This is a genomic window from Lysinibacillus sp. KCTC 33748 (genome assembly GCF_002237755.1).
Lineage (GTDB): Bacteria > Bacillota > Bacilli > Bacillales_A > Planococcaceae > Lysinibacillus.
This window is the reverse complement of the sequence record NZ_MWSJ01000009.1, coordinates 30,968-54,443: the sequence shown is the minus strand read 5'-3', so window position 1 is coordinate 54,443 and position 23,476 is coordinate 30,968. Positions and strand designations below refer to the sequence as shown.

Below are 23,476 nucleotides of genomic sequence, written 5' to 3'. Positions count from 1 at the left end.
TGAAAGATGGTTAAGTTCTTTCATGGGAGTTTAAGTGCGTTATTTCACAAACTATTTTACTCGTTGAAACATCGGATGACCTTCTATAAATTGAAATAAACCTCATAATTGTATCATCCTTTTATAAAAACGTTTGATAATTTTTGTGATCCTTGCTAATTAAAGCGCGCTTATAATTGAATATTTTTTTAGTATTTTGCCCAAGGATATGCTTAGGTAATTTTCTTTTTAAGAATTGTTATAATTAAAGTCATAATTCCATTAAGAGCAAATATTCCTACCAAACAATAGATTAATAATGATATGTCCGGTGCGAAGAACCTAATACTTTTCCATGGGGTACCTATAACATAAACAAATAGTGGGATCAATCCCACAGCTAGGAGGAGTGAAATGATTCCAACAGTGAACGGTAATTTTTTGTTTAGAACCTTATTTCTTCTAAGTCTGAAGAAATGGATAATCGTAAAAATAGCTAAGAGTAATGTAACTCCCAGTATACTCAATTGGATACTATAGCTTTGTACAGGCAATTCATCTGGTCCTTTTCCGTTCAGGATGGATCGAATTCCATTCATTATATGAGAAACTTGAGCATCTTCTATAAAATTATATTTATTGGTTAAAAGTACTGCTGCAATATTTTCTTCAGGTATAAAAAACATTTGCGATCTAAAATCAGATGTTGCTCCACCGTGGAAAGGGAAATGTTCTGTTTTAGAAAAATGCCAACCGTAACCGTATGTTTTACCTTCTTCTGGAGAAGTTTTTAATAACTCAAGGTTTTGTTCTGATAATAAGTCTCCGCCCTCTAACATAAATTTTAAAAATTTCGCTATATCATTTGAACTTGACGCAATATAGCCATAAGGTGCTCCTGCATGATCATAAAATCCATCACTTACAACTGGTCTACCAAACCATGACTCAAAACCAGGTATGTATCCTTTTTCTACCGCACTTTCATAATCAGCAGCGGAATTTTCCATACCAAGCGGGGTGAAAATATTCATATTCAAAAACTCTGAAAAGGTTTGGTTCGAAACATTTTCAATAATTGCCCCTAAGAGTAAATAGTTAGCAGAGTTATATTCATAAACCTCACCAGGGTCGTGAGATAACGCTACACCACTAAGTCCTTTTATAGCTTGATTGATCGCCCCCTCTTTCGGCCAATCCTTGTCCGTCACTTTAAGGCCGTCAGGTTCACTAATACCACTTGTTTGTTCTAATAGATGCAAAACTGTAATTTGTTTTGAACTGTCCGTTTGATAGGTAAACGATGGAATATAGGACTGTATCGGTTCATCCAGCCTTATTTTGTCATCTTCCACTAACATCATAATAGCCAGAGATGTAATTGGTTTGCTTAAAGAACCGATAAGAAACGGTGTGTTTGCTGTTACATTTGAACCATCACTTAAAATACCCCATTGATTTTGATAAATCGTTTCCCTGTTTTCTAATATCGCCAATGATGCGCCGGGAATATTATACATATCTAAAGACTCTTCCATAAACTTTGTTATTTTTTGTTTAGTATCTTCCGTTTTAGCAGAAGCAGAAAAAGGGGTTAGTAGGAGTAGAAAGCTCCATAAAAAAATGATTGCTTTTTTCATTGTTTTTCTCCTCACATGAACAATCAAAGTTAAATTAAACTCTAATTGTTTCTTTTTTCTCTAATAAGTCAATTAACAATTTATACGTTTAATCAGGGTCAAATTCATCGAAATTTTTGTAGGGCTAGTTCATCGAAGCAAGCCAATAAAATACCGGCAAAGGCATCGGTTTCTTTGGCCGCAACGTTTAGGTTCTTTAGGGGATTAGAAAGACTTTCTCTATTTAGCTTCACAGTATTTGTTGCTTCTCTTAATTAGAAACAGGTACTTTTCTATCATCCCTTTCACTAACTTTAGCGTATAGCGTTTTTGTTATTATGTAGTACAAAAATGTACCAGTTAATCCTAGAATAAGGAGCAACCCGCTCATATATATAGGGGGAATCCACTGTCCAACGATGATCAATAACGAAGCTATAATCATTGCTCCATAGGTAGTTAAGCTATTAAAAGCCATATAGGTGCTACGAGCGTTAGAAGGGGCAAGTTCTCCTATCATCGCCTGTTTAATGGGCACAAACATCAGCTCACCAATTGTTCCAATAAACATGGCAATAAAAAGAATCAATACGCTATTTGAAGAAGCAAAGATACTAAAACATATAGAAAAGATCAACATACCTGTAACAAGAGTCCAGCGATCACTGCATTTTTTTAACAAGAATAATACAGCACTTGAGAGGAGAACTACAAGAATAGTATTCTCTGTTCGAAGAAAACCAAGCATTTTTGTGCCATCTACCATGAAATCTATTCCAAACAAAGAAGCTGAATGTTGAGGTATATCTTTTTCGAGACGAATCCCAATATAGTTTGATAAAGACTGTTCCAAGGTAAAGATCAAGATTGCTCCTAAAATATAAAACATAAATAGCTTATCTTTTAAAACGGTTGAATAAGTTTGAAACATTTCTACGGATGAAGATTTTTTCTTATGATGAGAAGACTTAGGTGAAGGCTCTGGTGAATAAGTTTCTGTGATGAAAAATACAGTCATAAAAACAGATAACAAAGAGACTAGTGAGATCCCAATAAATAATTCAAATAAGTAGTTTTTAAAAAGAAATGCCCCAACGATTCCACCAATTGCAGTTGATAAATTCCCTAGCCAGTAGCTAATTGTAAATACGAGCTTTCTCGATTCAGAATTAGTAACATCAATCATCATAGCTTGTGCAGCTGGCTGAAACATGCCTCCACAAAACATATTAATGATGAAGAATGCTGCAGAAGTATAAGGAAGGTTAAACCAAGGGGAATTACAAAGTGCTATAAACAGATACGAAAGTAATAATCCAATCTCAGAATAAATCATTATTTTTTTTCGCCCAATTTTATCTGAAATATGCCCTCCGATAAACCCTCCAAGGACCCCACTAATGACAATTATTATAAGAATAATAGCCGTTTTAGTAGCTCCGATATTTTGAGTAAAATAAATAGCCAAAAAAGGGATAACAGCCATAGAAATAAGACCGCCTAGAAATTGCATGACTAGGCGAAGTTTGATGTTGGGATGGATATCTCTCAATTTCATATAATCACTCCTATTTAATACTATATTGTCTACAGGTCCTGGCTGGGCAAAGGGGGAGAAGGCTTAGTTATTTTTGATAGGCCCAAATAATCTTAGAGCTTGTCTCGATATATCCTTCCGCATCACGTTTGTATATTCATCAATAAATGTTAAACGCATTCCGTTTAAGATGGATAAGTACGATTCAGCAATTAATGAAGGTGATTCTTCATAAAAGTAACCAAGCCTTTGACCTTCTTCAATAACCGGATAAATACTGTTTATAAATACTTTTACGAAATCATCTAGTTCTTTAAAAAGTTTTGGGAAACGATCAGGTCTTGCAAGAACCTGCTGAATGAGACGTAAGTATTCACTTTTCATTGAAAAAAGCTGTACATGACAATCTATCATTTCCTTCACAACTTCAAGAGGGTCACCTTTAAAGTGTTCTCCTATTTCAATAAAATAAGGTTTGATTTCCTTCAATGGCTCCAAAATAGCTGATTCATAAAGCGCTTCTTTTGAATCAAAATACGTAAATACGGTACCAAAGCTAACACCAGCTTCTTTTGATATGTCGGCAACTTTTGTCTCCGCAAAACCAGTATCACTGTATAATTTAATGGCAGCGTTTAAGATAGTAGATCTTTTTCTTTTCTTTTTCTCATCATTAGTAAGTTTAGTTTCCATTTTAGATACTCCTTCCAAAATAAATGATTGATTGGTCAATCAAATTCTATTGTAATATGTTTCCATTGTCAATATGTTTAAAGAATTTTTTGAATTTTATACCTAGTTATAACAGAAATACCTCAATGAAGGGCCATAGCAGTTAGATGATTAGAAATGAGGCTGCTTAATAATAATTCATCACTATCGGTAAACAGACCCTTGTCATTTCCGGATGGATATGGGTATAATAATCATCGAAAAGTTCATATGGAAAGAATGTAGGGGGGCTGGTAGTTGCCAGCTGAGATTGTGTCCGATAGACGCTGACCCTTTGAACCTGATTTGGCTCGTACCAGCGTAGGGAACATCTATTCAAAAAAGAAAATTTTTGATACTGATTGTAAAACGTCTGGGAGGAATCCTAGGCGTTTTTTATGTTTTCAGACTTTTGTTTCCCTCTGGTAAAGACATTCATTTATGAACACTTTCACACTACTTACTTGGAGGATTCAGCATGAAAAAATGGTTATTGGTCCTAATGGTTGCACTTTTTACATTAGTGGGCTGTAGCGAAAAAGAGGCTAAAAAGGATGTTAAAGGATTAACAAAAGTATCGGTAGTTCTTGATTGGACACCGAACACAAATCATACAGGTTTATATGTAGCTGAAAAACTTGGCTACTTTAAGGAACAAGGTTTAGATGTTGATATTTTATTACCTGGCGAAACGGGTGCAGATCAGCTTGTAGCATCAGGAAAGGCTCAGTTTGGCGTAAGCTATCAGGAAGGAATTACACAGGCGCGTGTGCAGGATGTACCTTTAGTATCGATTGCAGCGATTATACAACATAATACTTCTGGCTTCGCATCTACCGCATCAAAAGGCATTACATCACCAAAGGATTTTGAAGGGAAAACATACGGTGGCTGGGGTGCACCGCTTGAAAAGGCTGTACTACAATCACTTATGCAAACAAAAAATGCGGATATTAATAAGTTAGATATCGTCAATGCAGGCGATTTAGATTTCTTCACTATGATGAAAAAAGATATTGATTTTGCGTGGATTTATTATGCATGGACAGGTATTGAAGCAGAACTTCGCGGCGAAAAGCTGAACATGCTTTATTTAACAGATTATAGTGAGCAATTAGATTATTACACACCTGTGCTTGCTACAAATGAAAAAATGATTCAGGATAATCCTGAGACGGTAAAAGCTTTTGTCGCTGCTGCAGCAAAGGGCTATGAATATGCAATAAAACACCCTAATGAGGCAGCTGATAGTTTACTAGAAGCGGTACCTGATTTAGATAAGAACCTTGTGCATAAAAGTCAGGAATGGCTAGCAGATAAGTATCAAGACGATGCTGCACAATGGGGCGAGCAAAAATTAGCTGTCTGGGAAAACTACGCGAAATGGATGGCCGATAACAAAGTTTTAGAGGGCGAATTTAACGCAAAACAAGCATTTACAAACGACTTTTTACCGAAAAAGGAGACAAAGTAATATGGCAAACTCTTTAATAAGTGTACAAATTATCCCGAAAACTGAAACATATGAAGATGTGATCCCGTTTGTCGATGCAGCGATTACAGTGATCGACGCTTCAGGGGTGAAATATGAAGTTCATCCATTAGAAACGACAATGGAAGGCGAGCTTACGACTTTGCTGCAAATTATTGAAAAAATGAATGCCAAGATGATTGAGCTTGGCGCAATCAATGTCATTACGCAAGTGAAAATTTTATATCAGCCATCCGGTATTACAATGGATACGCTAACGGAGAAATACAAAGGATGAAGCAGGCTGTTAAACAAGGAAGGACGATAATTTTTATCGCCTTCCTCTTATTCATATGGGAACTAATTGTCCGTTTTGCTGATATTCCACATTGGCTTTTGCCTGCACCGAGTGCCATTTTGAAAGAGGGCTTTCAATCGTATGAGACGTTTGTGCCGCATGCTTTAGCTACGATCCAATTAGCACTTCTTGGTCTTGCTATCGGGATATTATGTGGGCTAACAGTTGCGGTGCTATTACATCGTTTTACGTTTATAAGGGAGCTATTTTATCCTATTCTCATTATGTCGCAAAATGTCCCGGTACTTGTCCTAGCACCATTATTAATCATTTGGTTTGGCTTTGGTTTATTGCCAAAGCTCATTATTATTTGTCTCGTGTGCTTTTTCCCTATTGTTATTTCGGCAATGGACGGCTTTCGTCAAACTTCGCCTGAGCTAAAGCATTATTTTGAGATGATCGGTGCAACGAAAGCCCAAACCTTTTGGAAGTTAGAATGGCCTTATGCGTATCCAGCAATTTTTTCAGGCATAAAGATTGCTGCTACCTATAGCGTTATGGGGGCTGTTATTGCGGAATGGTTAGGAGCGAAAATGGGGATTGGCGTTTATATGACATTGGCACAATCTTCATTTCGAACGGATCGTGTATTTGTAGCGATTTTTGCCATCGTATTTTTAAGTTTATTATTATTTAGTGCTATTCGAGTACTAGAAAAACTTGTTGTGAAGGGGAGAGGAAACTATGCTAAGCATTCAAAACATTGATAAATCCTTTGATTCCCTTCCAGTTATCCGTAATTTATCTTTTGAGGTGAAGGACGGGGAATTTGTGGCGATTATCGGTCCGTCTGGCAGTGGGAAAAGTACACTTTTTCAATTAATTGGTGGTGTTTCTTCTATTGATAAAGGTGCTATTTTATTAAACGGCACAGATATCCAGAAAAAAAGAGGAACGATTGGCTATATGCCTCAGCAGCCATGTTTATTACCGTGGCGGACGATCATAGAAAACGTCACGATGGTTGAGGAGCTCCATGGAAAACCTAATGTCAACGTTGCGAAGGAATGGTTACATAAAGTGGGGCTCGCAGCATTTGTAAATGCATTTCCTAATGAACTGTCGGGTGGTATGCAACAACGGGTATCGTTTATTCGTACAATTGTCAGTAATAAACCTATTTTATGTTTAGATGAACCATTTTCTGCACTGGATGAGTTTACAAGGCTTGAAATGCAGGCGTGGCTATTATCGATTTGGGAGAAATATAGAAAATCTATATTGTTCGTTACACATAATATTGAGGAAGCTCTGTTTTTAGCTGATCGTATTATTGTACTCACAAAACGACCAGCGACGATGAAAAAGGAAATAATCGTACCTTTTGCAAGGCCACGACAAGAAGAAATCCGCCATTCCGCTTCATTTACGGCGTTGAAGCAACAATTATTCTCGTATTTAAAAGAAGAAAAGGATGAGGCGAATGTTGATTGATGCACATATTCATTTAGATCAGTATAAAAAAACGACATACCTCCTTTGCTAGAAGAAGCGGAACATGTCATTGCCGTAAGCATGAATCTACCGTCATGTGAAAAGACGTTGAAGCTGTCGAAAGCCTATTCTAAAGTAAAGGCGGCGTTTGGCTTTCATCCTGAACAACCGTTACCTAGTAATGCGGAGGAAGAGGCATTATTCGATTGGATACGTCAACATGCTCATGACATGGTGGCAATTGGCGAGGTAGGGTTGCCTTATTATTTGAGGCAGGAGAAGGCTATTGATGATCGTGCGTATGAGGTGTTGCTAGAACGGTTTATTGTATTGGCAAAGGAATTAAACAAACCGATTGTGTTACATGCTGTTTATGAGGATGCGGCCATTGTTTGTGACCTGCTAGAAAAACATCATGTAAAGAAAGCGCATTTTCATTGGTTTAAAGGCGATGAGGAAGAGATTGAACGGATGATTCATAATGGGTATTTCATTTCTGTGACGCCTGATTGTACGTATGAGACTGAAATTCAAGATCTAATCAAAAAATACCCAATCGAGCTAATGATGGTAGAAACAGATGGACCTTGGCCATTCGAAGGTTCTTTTAACAATAGACAAACATCCCCATGGATGATGGATCATTCCATGGAGGTTATTGCTTCGGTAAAGGGGCTTACAACAGAGGAAGCGGCGCGTATCATTACAAGAAATACGACAATATTTTATAATTTATAACAAAAAACACAGCTGTTCTTTTAAAGAGCAGCTGTGTTTTTTCAAATTTTCGATAGAGTTGAACGCGGTAAAAGCGCCCGAATCGCTATAGCTGAGCGAAGTGGAAGCATTAAATTTACAATATTTTCATTCTAAACTAACTTTTTTCATTTTCCAGAGAGCAGGTGATCGTGTTGAAAGATAGAATTTTAAAAGAATCAATAAGTGAAGCTGAACGAAAAGGATTCCGATTTACGATGGGGGATTTGGCAAAGCAACTAGGTATGAGCACGAAAACATTGTATAGTTACTATCCATCAAAGGAAGAATTACTCAACGACATGATTGATCTTACAATCCATGAATTGAAGTTGAAAGAAAATGAAATACTGCATGATTCATCGTTAAATCTTCTAGAAAAACTACAGAAATGTCTTGTATTAATTCCAGCTGATTTTACATTTGCTCAGCTCCAGTATTTAGAGGAGCTTCAACGCTATTATCCAAAGCAATGGGAAACAGTTGATCAATTTATTCAAGAACAATGGACAGGCATTATTTCGTTATTTGATGAAGGGATTGTCGCAAATCAAATACGTTCATTTAATAAAGAGATATTTATAGAAGTCGATATTGGTGGGCTTTATAGATTGATGGATCATGCATTCAAACGCAGAAATATGATTTCACTTCAGGATACTATGCAGGAAATGGTGGACATTCTTATGCTTGGTATTCTTAATGGTAACGTTCATGAAGAAAATTAAATGGGGGCTGTAGATGAGTAAAACTTTAAAAATACTATTTTTATGTACAGACTTCTTTTTTATACTGTATTGGCTTGTCACTTTTTTTCATTTGATTCCAGAAGAGTATTTATATAAGGATTATCAAAATGAATTATTAGTAATATGGAATTGGTCGTTTTTCCCGCTAGATATTTTAACTTCTTTCAGCGGGTGTTTGGACACCCGCTGAAAGAAGTTAAAGCCTCCGGCGGATGTCACGGAATCGGAAAGGAGTTCTTTGTTCAAGCACAAAGCCGATTCCAGACGCAATTATGCGAGGCATAATTGATTTTCAGTTACTGGTTTTATTAGTCTCTGTCTATTTAAAATAAAAAATGAAAAGTGGAGAGCATTTGCCTTAGTATTTTTAACACTTACAAGTTGTTCTGGATTACAGGCGATTGCTTTTTGGACAATAAAACTTGATTTTGATCTTATGTGGTGGATACCAAACCTTTTTCTATTACTATATCCGTTGTACTTTATTCCAAAACTTATTACTTCTACACATCAAAATGTCTCATTACAAGCAAAACACAACCACTAACAATCCTCAATGTGGTTGTGTTTTTTGTGCTTTGTAAAATTTTGTTCAATGCTTTCTTTTTTCGTTTTCGTTACACGCTCATGTGTACTGAAAGAGGAAGTTTGACGATTTTTTTCAACGTCCTTCCCTTTAGTGCGCTTTACATGCATACGTTTCTTTTTTGCATTTGAGTTTGTCATGTTTTCTTACCCCCAACTGTCGTTTGTAAATATAGTACCTAATAAGGAAGAAAAAGTAAAACCTCGTAAGTGTTAACTTACGAGGCGGTTGTCGTATTATTAGTGAGATACGTCCTGCACAGAAATACCTGTGTTCGCTTTAACATCGACTTCACGATATTTCTTATCATCTTTTTCCTTAGAAAGCATTGTTCCGATGAAGCCGCCTAGGAAGCCAAGTGGAACAGAGATGATTGCTGGGTTCGTTAACATAATTAACGGATCACCTACGAAAATTGCTTTTCCTTCAACTGGATTCCAAATATTTGGTGAAACAGCAACAAGAGCTAAAGCAGAGATTAGACCTGTTAACATTGCCGTTATAGCACCAGCTGTATTAAAGCGTTTCCAGTAGATCGTATAGATGATTACAGGTAAGTTAGCTGAACCTGCAATACAGAATGCTAGTGATACTAAGAATGCTACGTTTAATGTTTGTGCACCAAGTGCTAAAAGGATTGAAATAACAGCGATTGTGATGGAACCGATACGAGCTGCAAGTACTTGCTCTTTTTCTGTAATTTTGCCCTTTTTAATAATTTGACCGTAAATATCATGTGATAGGGCAGATGCGCCAGAAAGTACAAGACCAGCTACTACCGCTAAGATTGTTGCGAATGCTACCGCACATACGAATGAGAATAGAATGTCGCCACCAAGTGCTTCCGCAAGAAGTGGAGCCGCCATGTTACCAGCAGCGTTTGCAGCAATAATATCTTCTTTACCAACGAATTTAGCTGCACCGAAGCCTAAGAAAATTGTAAGAATGTAGAAGATACCTACAATCCAAGTAGCCCAGATAACTGATGAACGAGCTGTTTTCGCATCTTTTACTGTAAAGAAGCGCATTAGGATATGTGGAAGACCAGCTGTACCTAATACTAAAGCGATTAACATTGAAATAGTATCAATACCATTTGTATATTTAAGACCTGGATTCAAATAAGCTGCACCGCTATCAGTTGCAGTTCCCATTTCTTTGAACATCGTTGCAATGCTAAAGCCGAATTCTTTTAATACTAGGAATGAAATAATAACTGTACCTAACATTAAAAGACAAGCCTTAATAATTTGTACCCAAGATGTTGCAGTCATACCACCGAATAGTACGTATGTCGTCATCATAAAACCAACGATTAAAACTGCAATCCAATAATCAATTCCTAAAAGTAATTGAATAAGTGCTCCTGCACCAACTAGTTGTGCAATCATGTAGAATAATACAATTGTAATAGTGCTTAAAGCTGCTGTAGCACGAACTTTAGCGCTATCAAAACGTGCTGTTATCATGTCAGCTAATGTGAATTTACCAAGATTACGTAATGGCTCAGCGACGATGTATAGAACCACTAAGTAAGCTACTAAATAACCGATAGAGAAGAAGAATCCATCAAATCCAAATAATGCAACTGCACCGGCGATTCCTAAGAAAGATGCTGCTGATAAGTAGTCACCTGCGATGGCTAGTCCATTTTGCCAGCCTGTTAACCCTCCGCCTGCAGTGTAGAAATCACTTGCAGATGAAGTTCGTTTTGATGCCCACCATGTAATAACTAATGTTAAACCTACAATGGATACGAAGAAGAATATGGCTGTTAAACTCATCCCGTTATTCATCGGCTGCCACCTCCATTCTCGTACTCAGCAATAATTGCCTTTGCTTCTTTATCAAAGCTATTCGCTTTTGCTACATATAAATGACAAAATGACCAAGTCATGATGAAAAGTCCTGCTGAATAAACCCACACCCAAGTGATTTCCCCAAATGCCTTTTGGTGTAGTATTTTCGTGTACGAAGTCAGAACCGGTAGCAACATATATGCTGCTAAGAAGATCGCGGTCATTAACCAAAGAAATGAATTCTTCCTTCGAACAAGCGCTTTAAATGATTCTTGATTTGCAATCGCGTCATAGTCAATCACGACACTTTTGCTAGCTTTATTGTTCCCCATTAACATTCCCCATTTTGTGTTTATTTTTACTGCTTAAAGACTTGATTTTGCTAGATTAGTGAATTCACATCTTCATTTTATGAGAGAGTTCACAAAATTGCAATACATTTCAGAAAAATTATGAAAAAATAATTTTTGTGAAAAAAAGTCTCGAAAGAGAATATACGTAACAAAGCTAAGAAATAAAGGGATTTTAGAAAATTCTGATAAATATACAGAGGTAGGTCAATTCTAGATTTCCGAGCGAGGAATATGGAAAAAAATTAGAAAAAGAAATGGTTTTTTTTGAAAAATAAACACTGTTTAATTAGTGAAAATCATTTTTTTTTCTCATTTTTTTTGAAAGAGAATAGTATTGCTAGATAAGTAAATTGGGAAATATTTCGAAAGAAAACATAAAAAAACTCGATGAAAAATCGAGTTTTTTTATTAATATGGATAGGATGATTGATAGATATTTTTTCAATAATTTGGATGTTAGGAATGGGTCAGTGAGAGATATCAGAAACCGATACACCAGTGTTTGCTTTAACGCGAATTTCCTTGTAAATACGTTCTGCTTCTTCCTGTGGTACTTTACTAGAAGAAAGAACGGACCCTAAATAGCCTGCGATAAAGCCAAGCGGAATCGTAATAACCGCTGGAACGGCTAATGGAACGAGAGGATTACCAACAAAAATGGCTGTACCTTCAACAGGACTCCATACATTTGGCCCCATAGCACCTAACACTAAACAAGATACTAAACCAGTAACCATCGCTGCTATTGCACCCGTTGAGTTGAATTTTTTCCAGTAAATTGTGTAAAGAATAACTGGTAAGTTTGCTGAAGCACCGATACAAAATGCAAAGGATACTAAAAATGATACATTCAGGTTTTGCGCAAATAACGCAAGGATAATAGATACAATAGCAATAGAAATAGAGCCAGTACGAGCTGCTACAACTTGTTGCTTTTCTGTTAATTTACCACCTTTAATGATTTCACCATAAATATCGTGGGAGATGGCAGAAGCTCCTGTTAAAACTAAGCCCGAAACTACCGCTAAAATTGTTGCGAATGCTACTGCACCGATAAATGCCATTAACACATCACCGCCTAAATAATTAGCAAGTAGAGGGGCTGCAGTGTTACCAGCTTTACTTTCAGCAAGAATTTTATCGATCCCTACAAAATTTAATGCACCAAAGCCTAAGAAAATAGTTAGTGAGAAGAAAATAGCTGTAATCCAAGTTGTCCATGAAATAGAAGAACGCGCAGTTTTAGCATCTTTCACTGTAAAGAAGCGCATTAAAATATGTGGTAACCCAGATGTCCCTAATACAAGTGCCATCATCATTGAAACGGAATCGATTGTACTTGTATATTTAATCCCTGGAACAAGGAATTTCTCACCATGATCTGTGGCAATCGTATCAAACATTTTCAGTAGAGAGAAATCAAACTTAATTAATACTAATGTAGCTAATACGCCTGTCCCGAATAAAAGAAGGCTAGCTTTAATAATTTGCACCCAAGAAGTAGCTGTCATTCCACCGAATAAAACATAAGTAGTCATCATGACACCTACGATTAAAACTGCAATCCAGTACTCAATACCAAATAATAGTTTAATAAGAGCACCTGCACCTACTAATTGTGCAATCATATAAAGAATGACGATAATAATTGTTCCAGACGCCGCAACGCCACGAATGCGTTTTTCATTAAAGCGGGCAGTAAGCATATCTGCTAAAGTATATCGACCTAAGTTACGCATAGGTTCTGCAATTACATAAAGAAGAACTAAGTTAGCCACTACATAGCCTACGGAGAAGAAGAAACCATCGAAACCAGTTAATGCAATCGCTCCGGACACCCCTAGAAATGCAGCAGCTGATAAATAGTCACCAGCGATCGCAAAGCCGTTTTGCCAACCTTTAAGACCTCCACCAGCTGTATAGAAATCAGATGCAGAAGACGTCCGCTTCGCTGCGATATATGTTACTACTAGTGTTAAACCAACGATTGCTAAGAAGAAACCAACGGATACTAAGTTCATTTATTTTCCACCTTTCGCCTGATACTCAGCTAGTACTGCTGCGGCAGCCTTATCGAATGAAGCTGCTTTTTTTACATATACTGTACAAAGAACAATTGTCATAATGAATAATCCAGCTGAATAAACCCAAACTCCCGTAATATTTCCGATGAATTTTTGTTGTAGTACAGGTTGGAAAGCAAGGATAGGCAATAAAATATAAAGTAATAAAAAAATTGCTGTGATCGAGAAAAGGAAGGTATTCTTCTTTTTTACGAACTTGTTGAACGATTCCATAGCTTCAATTGCATTATAATCAATTGATTCTATATTTTTGTGTTCAGAAACATTTGCCATTATTATTCCCCCTAAAGTGATATATTTCTGTTTTAGACGACATATTTCTTTTCTATTCGCCGTTATATTCACTTATTTTATGGGGTATATTCTTATAATGCAATACTAAATTTTGAGTTTTTATAATTTTTAATCATTTCTAGAATACGGAAATAACATAGAAATAATAAGGGTTTAGTAGAAAAAAACCGCATGAAAGAGAATGGTGTTGTCTATAAGAATAATATTCCTATAATAGTTTAATAATGATAATTTTGAATGTGGTAGAAAATTTGAGTGTGAAAGAGAATTTTTAAGTGGTTTATTATTCCATCATCAGATGAGGAGGGGCATAGAAAGTAATGAAATGTTGTTATATAACAAACGTTTTAACTCTTGGGAAATAACCAAAATAGTAAAAAACAGCTTTGAAAAATTTTTAAAAAAAGTGTGAATTATCTGGAATGCAAAGGAGGTTAAATATACTAAAATTGTATAACATACATAGAATGGATATAAAATGTGAAATGATAAGCTCATATCTTGTATTAAGCAACTTTAATTTATACAATTAACTACGATGGTAAATGGAAGGGAAGTGAGCAAATAAATGAAAAAGAAAAGTGTCATGCTCGTATTGATACTAACATTAAGTAGCATACTTGCTGCTTGTGGAAGCTATAAATTTGAACCAGAAATGAACATAGAAGTACAGGATTTTTCGGTAACAAACCAAAATAATGAAAAGGTTAGCCTAAATGACTTAAAAGGTAAGCCATGGTTAGCGATGTTCATCTTTACTAATTGTAATACTATTTGTCCACCAATGACGTATAACATGACAGAGGTTCAAAAGGCGCTTAAAGATAAAGGTCTGGAAGACTATCAAATTGTAGCTTTTAGTGTTGATCCTGAGGTTGATAAGCCAGAAGTTTTAACGAATTATTTGAAAACGTATTCAGTGCCCGATGCAAGCAAATGGCAGCTATTAACTGGCTATGAACAAAAGTATATTGAACAGTTTGCGAGGAAATCGTTTAATTCATTAGTAAAGAACGACCCGAATTCTGACCAAGTCGTACATATGTCAAGTTACTACTTAGTGGATGCCGATGGTATGGTCGTGAAGGATTATGACGGTACTACAGATGTACCAGTTGAGACGATCGTGGCAGATATGAAGGCCTTAACTAAATAAAAAACAATAACTCAGGAGTTCGAAGGAACTTCTGAGTTATTTTTTAGCCCTCTCATCAACTAGATGAAGTGGCAACTAATTTATTGAATTAATAGGATTGAACAATACGGTCATTCACAAAAGTGAGCTTCAGGAAGCCCACTTCTTCAGAGGTGGGAGGAATGGAGTGCTTTTTTCTTTATAGAACATATGTTTATATTATATATTGTGAATAATCAAAAAACAAAGGGGTGGCGGGTAATGACGAAATGGAGGAAAGATTGTTTTATTATAGAACTCAAGTTACTTCTAGATACATGGCAAAAGGACATCCTATTAAAACGTTTTGAGATTGTCCGTACACTCTATAACACAACTTTGTCTAATGCAATAAAACAATATACTTTAATGCAAGAATCAAAACACTATCGAAAACAATTACGTTGCTACCAAAAAGCGAAAAAATTGAATGATTCAAAAGAATTGAAGCAGACCGCAAAAGAATTAGAGTACATTCGTCAATCTTTTGGATTAAGTGAATATCAACTGCATGCGTATATTAAAAAGCATCAACATAACTATAAAAAACATATAGATAGCAATACTTCTCAGAAAATCGCCTCGAGATGTTCTATTTAAAGGGAGCAAAGCACACTTTAAACGTTACGGAATGCTTCGTTCTGTCGAAGGGAAATCGAATAAAGCAGGCATTCGATTTAAAGAGAATATGGTCTATTGGAATGGATTAACCCTTCCTGTTCGTTTTCGCAAACAAGATTTGTTTGTAAAAGAATCCCTTGCTCTTCATACTATTAAATATTGTCGTTTAGTTAAAAAAATGATTCGTGGCAACCATACTTTTTACGTACAACTTGTGATGGATGGGATTCCTCCTGCAAAGAGAATTCCATCAACAGGGGCCTTTCGGCATGCCTATCAAAAACAAAAACGAATAGGCATTGACATTGGTCCTTCTACCATTGCGGTTGTTTCAGGAGAAACCGTTTTCATCCAACAACTTGCGCCAGAAGAACCTTTACTAGAGAAACAAAAAAGACGTTTATTACGCAAATTGGATAGAAGTCGTAGAAGTACCAATCCTAACAATTTCAACAAGGATGATACTTTAAAACATGGCGTCAAACTCCGTTGGACATCTAGTAAAAACTATCAAAAAACAAAAAAACAACTAAAAGAATTATATAGAAAGAAAGCTTCCTACATCAAAGAAACACATGGTGCGTTGGCAAATAAAATCTTGTCTCTCGGCGATGAAGTGTACATCGAAACCATGCATTTTAAAGGATTGGCAAGACGTACAAAAGAAACCAAAACAAATATACAAGGCAAATTCCAATCCAAAAAGCGTTTTGGAAAAAGCATTGGGCATCATGCCCCGGCCATGTTAGTGGAAATTATCAATCAAAAGTTAGGTTACACAAAACAAACGATACAGAAAGTAAATACGATCACTTTTAGAGCCAGTCAGTATAACCATGTGACAGATCGTTATGAAAAGAAAAAACTCCATCAACGTTGGTGTCAAATTGGCAGTCATCTCGTACAACGAGATTTATATAGTGCGTTTTTACTGATGAATAGTGAACCAAACTTACAAAATACTAATCAAGACTTATGCAATAAAACGTTTACTACTTTTTTAGCGTTACACAATCAACATATAGAAGACTTAAGACAAGTAAAGAAAACATTCCCTCTTAGCATGGGTATCAAACAAATCAAGTGAGGGATATTCCTCCGTAGGTAGAGCTACCTGCCTTCGTTAAAACTTATTGCCAACACAACATCGGTTGTGTAAATAAGAAAGTCTTATAGAACAGAAGATAAATCAAAGATGTTGTACACAGGACATGACAATACCATCTGTGGAGAGCTTTGTAACGCTTCTCTTAAGTATATAAGAACCCTACTGCTTTAGCTGTGGGAGTAGTCAGTTAATTTATTTAACATGTTATTTCTCCTCTACTTTACATATTCATTGTATGAAAGAGAAAATCTACATGTGTATTTTAAAAAATAAAATAATTTGAGATTTTCTCATTTTTATTTTTTTACCATTGGACTTGTACCTCCTTATTTAATAAGGAAAAGTATACCATGTAATTAACTGAATAGACTATTTTTTCTGAAAAATAAAACGATCTCCTTCGTGTATGAAAAGGCAACCGCTTCGTGTGACGTAACTAATCACAAATGGAGTGGCTTTTTTTATGGACGATTTAAAGAAAGAACAGTTAGAGCAGCAAAATGCTAGGTGAAATAGTACCCAATCTCTCGTAGCTCGCATTTATATTTTTTTAATCGATAATTTTATTATGTCTACTATAAATAAAACTTCATTAATGATTAATGGTTTTTTTAAAATGTATTTTTTTCCAAACATGTATATATTTAATTTAGCCAGCTTATATATTATTAGAAAGATATACCGTCTGGCAGTCGATTATAGGCAAAATTTATTCCGAGGTATGGCAGCAGCAATCGCAACGGAAACATCTTGAAGCTGTGAGGAAGGGAATACCATCATGTTCAATACAGGTGAAACTGCTACAAAAAACAGTCGTTTGCAATGCATATAAATTTCTATTATTTTGCCAGGATCAAAGGCTTCTTGATAACGTGTATCGACAAAAGTGAAGTAAAAAAATGTAACTCTAAAATATACGACAATCGTTGTTTATTTTAGAGTTACTTGACGTTGACCAAAAACGATATGAAGGGATGAAATAAATGAAAAAGCTTATCGAATTTATAAACGTAACGAAAGAATACAAAATAGGAGAAGTCCCAATCAAGGCTCTTGATGGTGTTGGTTTTTCCATTTATGAAGGGGAATTTGTCGTTATACTGGGTGCAAGTGGGGCGGGTAAAAGTACGATTCTGAATATTCTTGGTGGTATGGACACGGCTACCTCAGGTCAAGTATTTGTTGGGAATCAAGAAATAACAAGATTGAATGACAAAAAGTTAACAGACTATCGTGGTGAGAAAATTGGTTTTGTTTTTCAATTCTATAACTTAATTCCGAATTTAAACGCGCTCGAGAATGTTGAATTTGCTACTGAAGTATGTAAACACCCTCTGGATGCAAAGGAGATTTTACATCAAGTCGGATTAGAAAATCGTCTCAAAAATTTCCCTTCACAACTTTCTGGTGGCGAACAGCAAAGAGTTGCTATAGCTAGAGCGGTTGCAAAAAATCCGTTGCTTTTACTTTGTGATGAACCAACCGGCGCTTTAGATTATGTAACTGGTAAGTCCGTATTAAAGACTTTGCAAGATTTAAACAGAGAAACGAAGAAATGCGTTGTTTTGGTCACACATAATTCAGCAATTGCTCCTATGGCAGACAAAATTATTAAAGTTAAAAGCGGATTCATCGAAAGCGTCACGATCAATAATGAAAAACAAAGTGTTGAAGGGATTGAGTGGTAAACATGAAATTGTTTTTAAAATTATTGAGGGACATCAAACAATCTATGGGGCAATTTTTAGCCATAGTAATTATTATCGCAGTTGGTGCTTTTTTCTATGCGGGACTAGTAACGTATAGCACTAATCTAAGTGCTTATACGAAGGATTACTTCCAAAAGCATCATTTAAGCGATTTAAATGTGTATTACAGTCACCTTTCTAAAAATGATGTGACGCGTTTGAGTAAAATTGAAGGGATCCATAAAATTGAAGGACGTTACACCTTTGATGGAACGCAAGCCTTTGAAGATTACAAAACTACATTAAAAATTCAATCGATCCCTGAAAACAATGAAATAAATACGCCTACTATCATTGAAGGGAATATCCCATTAAACAAGGGTGAGATTTTATTAGATTCTCACTATGCAAAAGAACATCATTATCGTGTTGGCGATCAATTCACAATCAAGGCGAATGACAAAAATTTTGATTTTACAATTAGTGGATTAGGTGAGAATGTAGAATATGCAAAAAAGAACGAAATTCAAGACCATAAAACTTATGGGGTAGCTTATATTGCCGAAGAGACATTACCTCAAATTTTAAATGGCTTTTATTATAATGAGGTCCTCATTGATGCTAAAAAAGGGTATGATATTGAACAATTAGGCAAATCAATTGAGGTACAATCTAAACAGCTTAGTTATTTAGATCAAGTAAACAAGGAACGGACTTTGAATTATTCTAAAATCAATCAAACGATAAATAATAATAACTTAATGAGTAAGGTTATACCTTTAGTACTCTTTTTGATTGAAGCGGTTATCCTTTTTCTAGTCATGTCGAGGACAATCGATTCTCAAAGAATTCAGGTTGGTATTATGAAGGCTTTAGGTGTGAAAAATAGCAACATCATGCTTCACTATATGGGATACCCTGTGCTTGCAAGTATACTAGGCTCAATCATTGGCTGTGTTATGGCCGCTTTTGTTTTTATCCCTTTAGTAACGGCATCATGCGCGAGAGCCTATTCTTTACCTGACATTAAATTCTCACTCTCTCTATTTTCAATCATTCCTCCGATTATTTTCTCAAGTGCTTTTGGAGTTCTAGCATGTTACTTAAGCGGTAGAGCTATATTAAAAGAACGTGCAGCACAAGCTATGCGTCCTAAACCGCCAAAGAAGATGAAAAAGCTATTGATAGAAAGAGTTCCAGGCTTCTGGAGTTCTATTTCCTACAGTAATAAACTCATATTAAGAAATATATTTTTAAATAAACAGAAGGCTTTAGCGAGTTCAATTGGTGTTGTTGTTAGCACGGTTTTACTGATTACTGCTTTTGGTACTCAAGCATCCTTGCTAAAAGTAGCTAATCAAATTGAAGAAGTTTATACGTATGATCTAAAAGTAGATTATACGATCGGTACATCTCCTAATATGATAAAACAACCTCCTGGTATGAAAGAAAGTTATTTTTTATCGACTTTTCCTATTGAAATCATCAAAGATAATGAAAAAGAAAATACTACTTTAATTGTTACTGAAGAAGATAACAATCTCATTCATTTCTTTGATGAAAAGAACGATAACATCCCTTTAGAAAATAACGGTTTACTTGTACCCAAATCTTACGCGGATCAATACCATATTTCAAAAGGGGATTTTATCAAAATAAAGTTCACAGCGCCAGAGCTTAAAAATACTACTGTAGATATGAAAGTTTTAAATATATCTACACAATACTCGAATCCATCATTTTATAGTACACCAGAGTACTTAAAGAGCTTTAACATAGACTACAATCCAACCTCGCTTTTAGTTCAAGCAAATAGCGCGGCGGATCTTATGAACGTTCGTAACTTTTTTGAACAAGATCGTTATGTAGATACAATTGCTGATAAAAATGATTTGAAAAAATCAGCACAATACATTGTGAAACAAAACAGTTTTGTTTTTATCATGTTCATCACAAGTGCGATCATACTTTCCTTTGGCGCTATCTATACGATATCTTCCATAAACATCTATGAAAGGAATAGTGAGCTTGCAACGCTTAAGGTACTAGGCTATCAAAAAAATAAAATAAACAAACTAATATTTTTGGAAAACATCATATTAACTTCATTCGCGGTTATTGTGGCTTTGCCAATCAGTGGTTATGTTTATAAAATTATTGTAAAGGCTCTATCAAGTACTCATCAGCAAATCCCTGATAAATTAAATATTTTAATCATTTTGGTTTCTGTATTGCTTGCATTCTTACTGACGATTGTTTCTAATTTACTTCTTAGAAGAAAAGTTACGAAAATCAATATGATTGAATCGTTAAAAAGTGTGGAATAGGCCTTTTAAGATGATCAGACAAAATAGTATTTTTCCCCTTGATGCGAAGATAACTCATCTTTCGAAACATGCGAATGAGGGTCTAAAAAGTTTTGTCTTGTTAAACTTATGCCTGCGTTCGTTTAAGTACATTTCTTCATGAACTTATTAATATTAAAGCTGTCTTATTGCCATATACAAACCCCTTGAATGTGGGGTTTGTATATGGCAATAGAATCGGACAGTTATTTAAGTATGCTATGTTTTGAGGTTTAGAATTTAATTGAGTATGATTAAAAACACTTAAAGAATATGGTAGAATAAAAACGGAATTAAAAAGGTGTAATTTAACAATAAAAGAAATATTTATACTAAAATTTAAAACAGTATATTTGAATTGGAGAACCTTAATGAAGTCGATATTAATTAATAACTAGTACTCCGAAACCTCCTAAAAATGCTTGTTATTTTTGTAAACGAAAAGCAGCTGATTTAAGAAATTACCGGAATGAAAGAACTGAAAAAATTAAGGTATGTTATCTATGTGTTGAATATGCTGAAAGACGTGCCTATCGTAAATAAATCTTGCTGCTTTTGGGATTAAAACAAGGGTAATAAAAATTGTATAAATAGATTGTAGGATTGAACAAAGACCTATTACTCCCTTTTAATTAAATCAATTACTTCTAATTCCACTACGATCAATATTTGAACAATATATCGGAATATAGTATGTAATTTTTGGTATAATTACATATAACTATTTATATTAAGGAGTGACTATATGAAAAAATTACTTATAGTAACAAGTTATTTAGGCTTTTTTATATTAGGAGGATTAACATTTACATACCTCTCAACAACGGAAGCGGCTAGCAATTTGAAAAAGATTAGCGTATTTCAGGATACAATCAATTACTATTTTGATAAGGTTGAAAAAAAACCACAAGCGGGTCAATCTGGCTTTATTTATGAAGGTACTACTTATGTGCCAATGCGTTTTGTTGCTGAATCATTAGGGAAAAAAGTGACATGGGATGGAAAATCAAAGTCCGTTTATATTGGTGATGTTCCAAAATTCGTCGCTTTAAAAGATGTAAAACCTATTGGGAGTGATGAGGATCACTTCTTCCATAACCCAAGCTCTATTGTAATCAGTACCGGAGAAAAGTTTGAACGATCCTATCAACTTGGTGGATATCATGGTGGAGGGGCTGTACAAGATCATACAGTTGAATACTTAGCAAATGGAAATTACAAAGGATTCGAAACGTATTTAGCACCAGTTAAAAAGTTATCGGCGGGCTCTTTCGGGGTAGGTTATATGAAAATTTATGCAGATAATAAATTGATTTATGATAGTGGATCGATAAAAGAAAAGGTAAAGGTTAATGTTAATTTAGAAGGTATTTCAAAAGTGAAGATTGAAATTGAAGGCGGTGGCTTAGGTATAGTAGATCCTAAATTTATTCAATAATTGTACAAAGTAAATATAGAAGAATCTGAAGTCAATACAGCACGTGTTCAGTGATAAAAAAGAAAGAACGAGGAGACTCACTCATATGTTCTTTCTTTTTTTGCTTTACGTCTCGTAAAACATATAATTATCAACCTTGTTTGGGTACTACTACCATATATCTTGACTTGTCCAAATCTGACGATGAAAAGGCGAAAGTACTGCGAAACAAGGCAGCATATCATACGATCTTAATCTTATATTTGTCGATTATAATCGAATACCTTGTATCAGAGCTCACTTCTATAAAAATTGATCATATATTTACTATCTACGCCATTTTGGTTATTAGTTATACAATGAACCTGTTGGTTTTGACAAAAAAAGAATAAAAGACAACTACTTTGTAATATTAAAGATAAGTGAATGTATGTTTTTGTTATAAAAACAGTAACTTATCTTGTCGTACACTATAGGATAATTAGTACTTCACTTATTTATAAGTGGTGTACTTTTTTGTTTTGTAAGTTGGTGTATTCATTAATGGGTTGGGTGGGGCTTGTGTCACTGATCATGTGTTGGATGCTATGCAAAAATTCCTCAATCAGAAAAAAGCAAGAACTATGAAATATAGGAAAGCATCGTTCTAGATTAATGCTTGTTGTGTTGCTTTAGATTAAAGAAATTTATGGTAATAATACTTCTTGCATCAATTTAGATTTTTAGTTAGAATGGTAGATAGTTAGATAATCTAATTAAAAGGTGATTAAATGACAAAATTTAAAAAAATGTTCACTAATGAAGATGATTTACCAGTATTAGGCCTAGAGCCGTATATCGAGCTGATTCAAACGACTTCTTCAGGTAATACGGATAAAGAAGATGCAAAATTAGGATTAATGTTATTGTGGTTAAGTGACTACGTTTTAGATGAAATGGATATTGAACTGGCTCCTTTCGGAATTACAGAAAGTAAATTAGACTTACTAATATTACTTACACTTCATGGTGAAAGACGAGCGACTCCTTCTGCTATAGCTGAACGATTAGGGATTACGAGGGCGTCGGCAACTTCCATGATAGATTGGTTAGAAAAGAGAAATCTTGTCGTACGGAATCATAGTAAAGAAGATCGTAGGAAAATTTATGTGAGTTTAACAGATGAAGGTCGTACTTTTGTTGCTGAGATTTTGCCAACTTATTGGTCGTCTTGTGCTTCTAACATGATTGATTTGGAACCCGATGAACGAAAAGTCTTTGAGAAGCTGGTTAATAAATTATTAACATCTATACAAAGAAAACTTGAGGTGGAACGTTAAACTGTAGCTTTGTTGATGCAGTTTAATTTTTTTAATCATTTAATTAGAATGTCTAACTATAAGTTAATCAAATT

20 protein-coding genes, 2 pseudogenes and 1 riboswitch are annotated in these 23,476 nt (G+C 35.1%); of the genes and pseudogenes, 14 read left to right on the top strand and 8 right to left on the bottom strand.

Annotated features, from left to right (window positions below; genetic code table 11):
* Window positions 1-212: 212 nt before the first annotated feature.
* From B1B04_RS13020 to B1B04_RS13010, 3 genes are all read right to left on the bottom strand, one after another.
* Window positions 213-1,619, bottom strand: coding sequence for a serine hydrolase (locus tag B1B04_RS13020; RefSeq protein WP_079561878.1), 1,407 nt, complete (start codon window positions 1,617-1,619; stop codon window positions 213-215).
* 250 nt (window positions 1,620-1,869) lie between these two features.
* A complete protein-coding gene (locus B1B04_RS13015; RefSeq protein ID WP_079561877.1) occupies window positions 1,870-3,156 on the bottom strand; it encodes an MFS transporter in 1,287 nt (428 codons plus the stop codon).
* Window positions 3,157-3,219: 63 nt separating this feature from the next.
* On the bottom strand, window positions 3,220-3,828 hold the full coding sequence (locus tag B1B04_RS13010; protein ID WP_079561876.1) for a TetR/AcrR family transcriptional regulator: 609 nt from the start codon (window positions 3,826-3,828) through the stop codon (window positions 3,220-3,222).
* A 252-nt stretch (window positions 3,829-4,080) separates the two neighbouring features.
* Window positions 4,081-4,191: riboswitch (TPP riboswitch) on the top strand.
* A 133-nt stretch (window positions 4,192-4,324) separates the two neighbouring features.
* Between B1B04_RS13010 and B1B04_RS13005 the strand changes: the two genes are divergently transcribed.
* The 7 genes and pseudogenes from B1B04_RS13005 to B1B04_RS26720 all read left to right on the top strand — a co-directional run bounded on the left by B1B04_RS13005 (window position 4,325) and on the right by B1B04_RS26720 (window position 9,161).
* Window positions 4,325-5,320 (top strand): ABC transporter substrate-binding protein, encoded by a 996-nt coding sequence (locus B1B04_RS13005; RefSeq protein ID WP_079561875.1) that lies wholly within the window; start codon window positions 4,325-4,327, stop codon window positions 5,318-5,320.
* A gap of 1 nt (window position 5,321) precedes the next feature.
* Window positions 5,322-5,615, top strand: a complete 294-nt coding sequence (locus B1B04_RS13000; RefSeq protein ID WP_079561874.1) for a thiamine-binding protein — start codon at window positions 5,322-5,324, stop codon at window positions 5,613-5,615.
* Window positions 5,612-6,382, top strand: coding sequence for an ABC transporter permease (locus B1B04_RS12995; protein ID WP_079561873.1), 771 nt, complete (start codon window positions 5,612-5,614; stop codon window positions 6,380-6,382). The genes B1B04_RS13000 and B1B04_RS12995 overlap by 4 nt, the downstream gene beginning before the upstream one ends.
* Entirely contained in the window at window positions 6,360-7,109 is a 750-nt protein-coding gene (locus tag B1B04_RS12990) for an ABC transporter ATP-binding protein (protein WP_079561872.1), read from the top strand. Before B1B04_RS12995 ends, B1B04_RS12990 begins: the two co-directional genes overlap by 23 nt.
* Window positions 7,099-7,847: pseudogene (locus tag B1B04_RS12985) on the top strand (TatD family hydrolase). Before B1B04_RS12990 ends, B1B04_RS12985 begins: the two are co-directional and overlap by 11 nt.
* A gap of 173 nt (window positions 7,848-8,020) precedes the next feature.
* On the top strand, window positions 8,021-8,593 hold the full coding sequence (locus B1B04_RS12980; RefSeq protein WP_079561871.1) for a TetR/AcrR family transcriptional regulator: 573 nt from the start codon (window positions 8,021-8,023) through the stop codon (window positions 8,591-8,593).
* Between the two features lie 13 nt (window positions 8,594-8,606).
* A pseudogene (locus tag B1B04_RS26720) lies at window positions 8,607-9,161 on the top strand (DUF5360 family protein).
* Here B1B04_RS26720 and B1B04_RS12965 read toward each other — a convergent pair.
* The 5 genes from B1B04_RS12965 to B1B04_RS12945 all read right to left on the bottom strand — a co-directional run bounded on the left by B1B04_RS12965 (window position 9,158) and on the right by B1B04_RS12945 (window position 13,709).
* Window positions 9,158-9,340, bottom strand: a complete 183-nt coding sequence (locus B1B04_RS12965; RefSeq protein WP_079561870.1) for a hypothetical protein — start codon at window positions 9,338-9,340, stop codon at window positions 9,158-9,160. The pseudogene B1B04_RS26720 and the gene B1B04_RS12965 sit on opposite strands and share 4 nt — an antisense overlap.
* A 99-nt stretch (window positions 9,341-9,439) precedes the next feature.
* The gene (locus tag B1B04_RS12960) at window positions 9,440-10,984 is read right to left on the bottom strand and encodes a solute symporter family protein (protein WP_079561962.1); all 1,545 of its coding nucleotides are present in this window, start codon (window positions 10,982-10,984) and stop codon (window positions 9,440-9,442) included.
* A gap of 8 nt (window positions 10,985-10,992) precedes the next feature.
* Window positions 10,993-11,331, bottom strand: coding sequence for a DUF485 domain-containing protein (locus B1B04_RS12955; protein ID WP_079561869.1), 339 nt, complete (start codon window positions 11,329-11,331; stop codon window positions 10,993-10,995).
* Window positions 11,332-11,819: 488 nt separating this feature from the next.
* Entirely contained in the window at window positions 11,820-13,373 is a 1,554-nt protein-coding gene (locus B1B04_RS12950) for a solute symporter family protein (RefSeq protein ID WP_079561868.1), read from the bottom strand.
* Window positions 13,374-13,709, bottom strand: coding sequence for a DUF485 domain-containing protein (locus tag B1B04_RS12945; RefSeq protein WP_079561867.1), 336 nt, complete (start codon window positions 13,707-13,709; stop codon window positions 13,374-13,376).
* A gap of 589 nt (window positions 13,710-14,298) precedes the next feature.
* Between B1B04_RS12945 and B1B04_RS12940 the strand changes: the two genes are divergently transcribed.
* The 7 genes from B1B04_RS12940 to B1B04_RS12915 all read left to right on the top strand — a co-directional run bounded on the left by B1B04_RS12940 (window position 14,299) and on the right by B1B04_RS12915 (window position 23,402).
* Window positions 14,299-14,886, top strand: coding sequence for an SCO family protein (locus tag B1B04_RS12940; RefSeq protein ID WP_079561866.1), 588 nt, complete (start codon window positions 14,299-14,301; stop codon window positions 14,884-14,886).
* A gap of 240 nt (window positions 14,887-15,126) precedes the next feature.
* On the top strand, window positions 15,127-15,504 hold the full coding sequence (locus tag B1B04_RS26195; RefSeq protein ID WP_240518293.1) for a hypothetical protein: 378 nt from the start codon (window positions 15,127-15,129) through the stop codon (window positions 15,502-15,504).
* An 88-nt stretch (window positions 15,505-15,592) separates the two neighbouring features.
* Window positions 15,593-16,612, top strand: a complete 1,020-nt coding sequence (locus B1B04_RS12935) for a transposase (protein WP_240518292.1) — start codon at window positions 15,593-15,595, stop codon at window positions 16,610-16,612.
* A gap of 1,004 nt (window positions 16,613-17,616) precedes the next feature.
* Window positions 17,617-18,321, top strand: a complete 705-nt coding sequence (locus tag B1B04_RS12930; RefSeq protein ID WP_079561865.1) for an ABC transporter ATP-binding protein — start codon at window positions 17,617-17,619, stop codon at window positions 18,319-18,321.
* Between the two features lie 2 nt (window positions 18,322-18,323).
* The gene (locus B1B04_RS12925) at window positions 18,324-20,648 is read left to right on the top strand and encodes an ABC transporter permease (RefSeq protein WP_079561864.1); all 2,325 of its coding nucleotides are present in this window, start codon (window positions 18,324-18,326) and stop codon (window positions 20,646-20,648) included.
* Window positions 20,649-21,411: 763 nt separating this feature from the next.
* On the top strand, window positions 21,412-22,104 hold the full coding sequence (locus B1B04_RS12920; RefSeq protein WP_079561863.1) for a stalk domain-containing protein: 693 nt from the start codon (window positions 21,412-21,414) through the stop codon (window positions 22,102-22,104).
* 749 nt (window positions 22,105-22,853) lie between these two features.
* Complete coding sequence (locus B1B04_RS12915; protein WP_079561862.1) at window positions 22,854-23,402, top strand: MarR family winged helix-turn-helix transcriptional regulator; 549 nt, start codon at window positions 22,854-22,856, stop codon at window positions 23,400-23,402.
* Window positions 23,403-23,476: the final 74 nt, after the last annotated feature.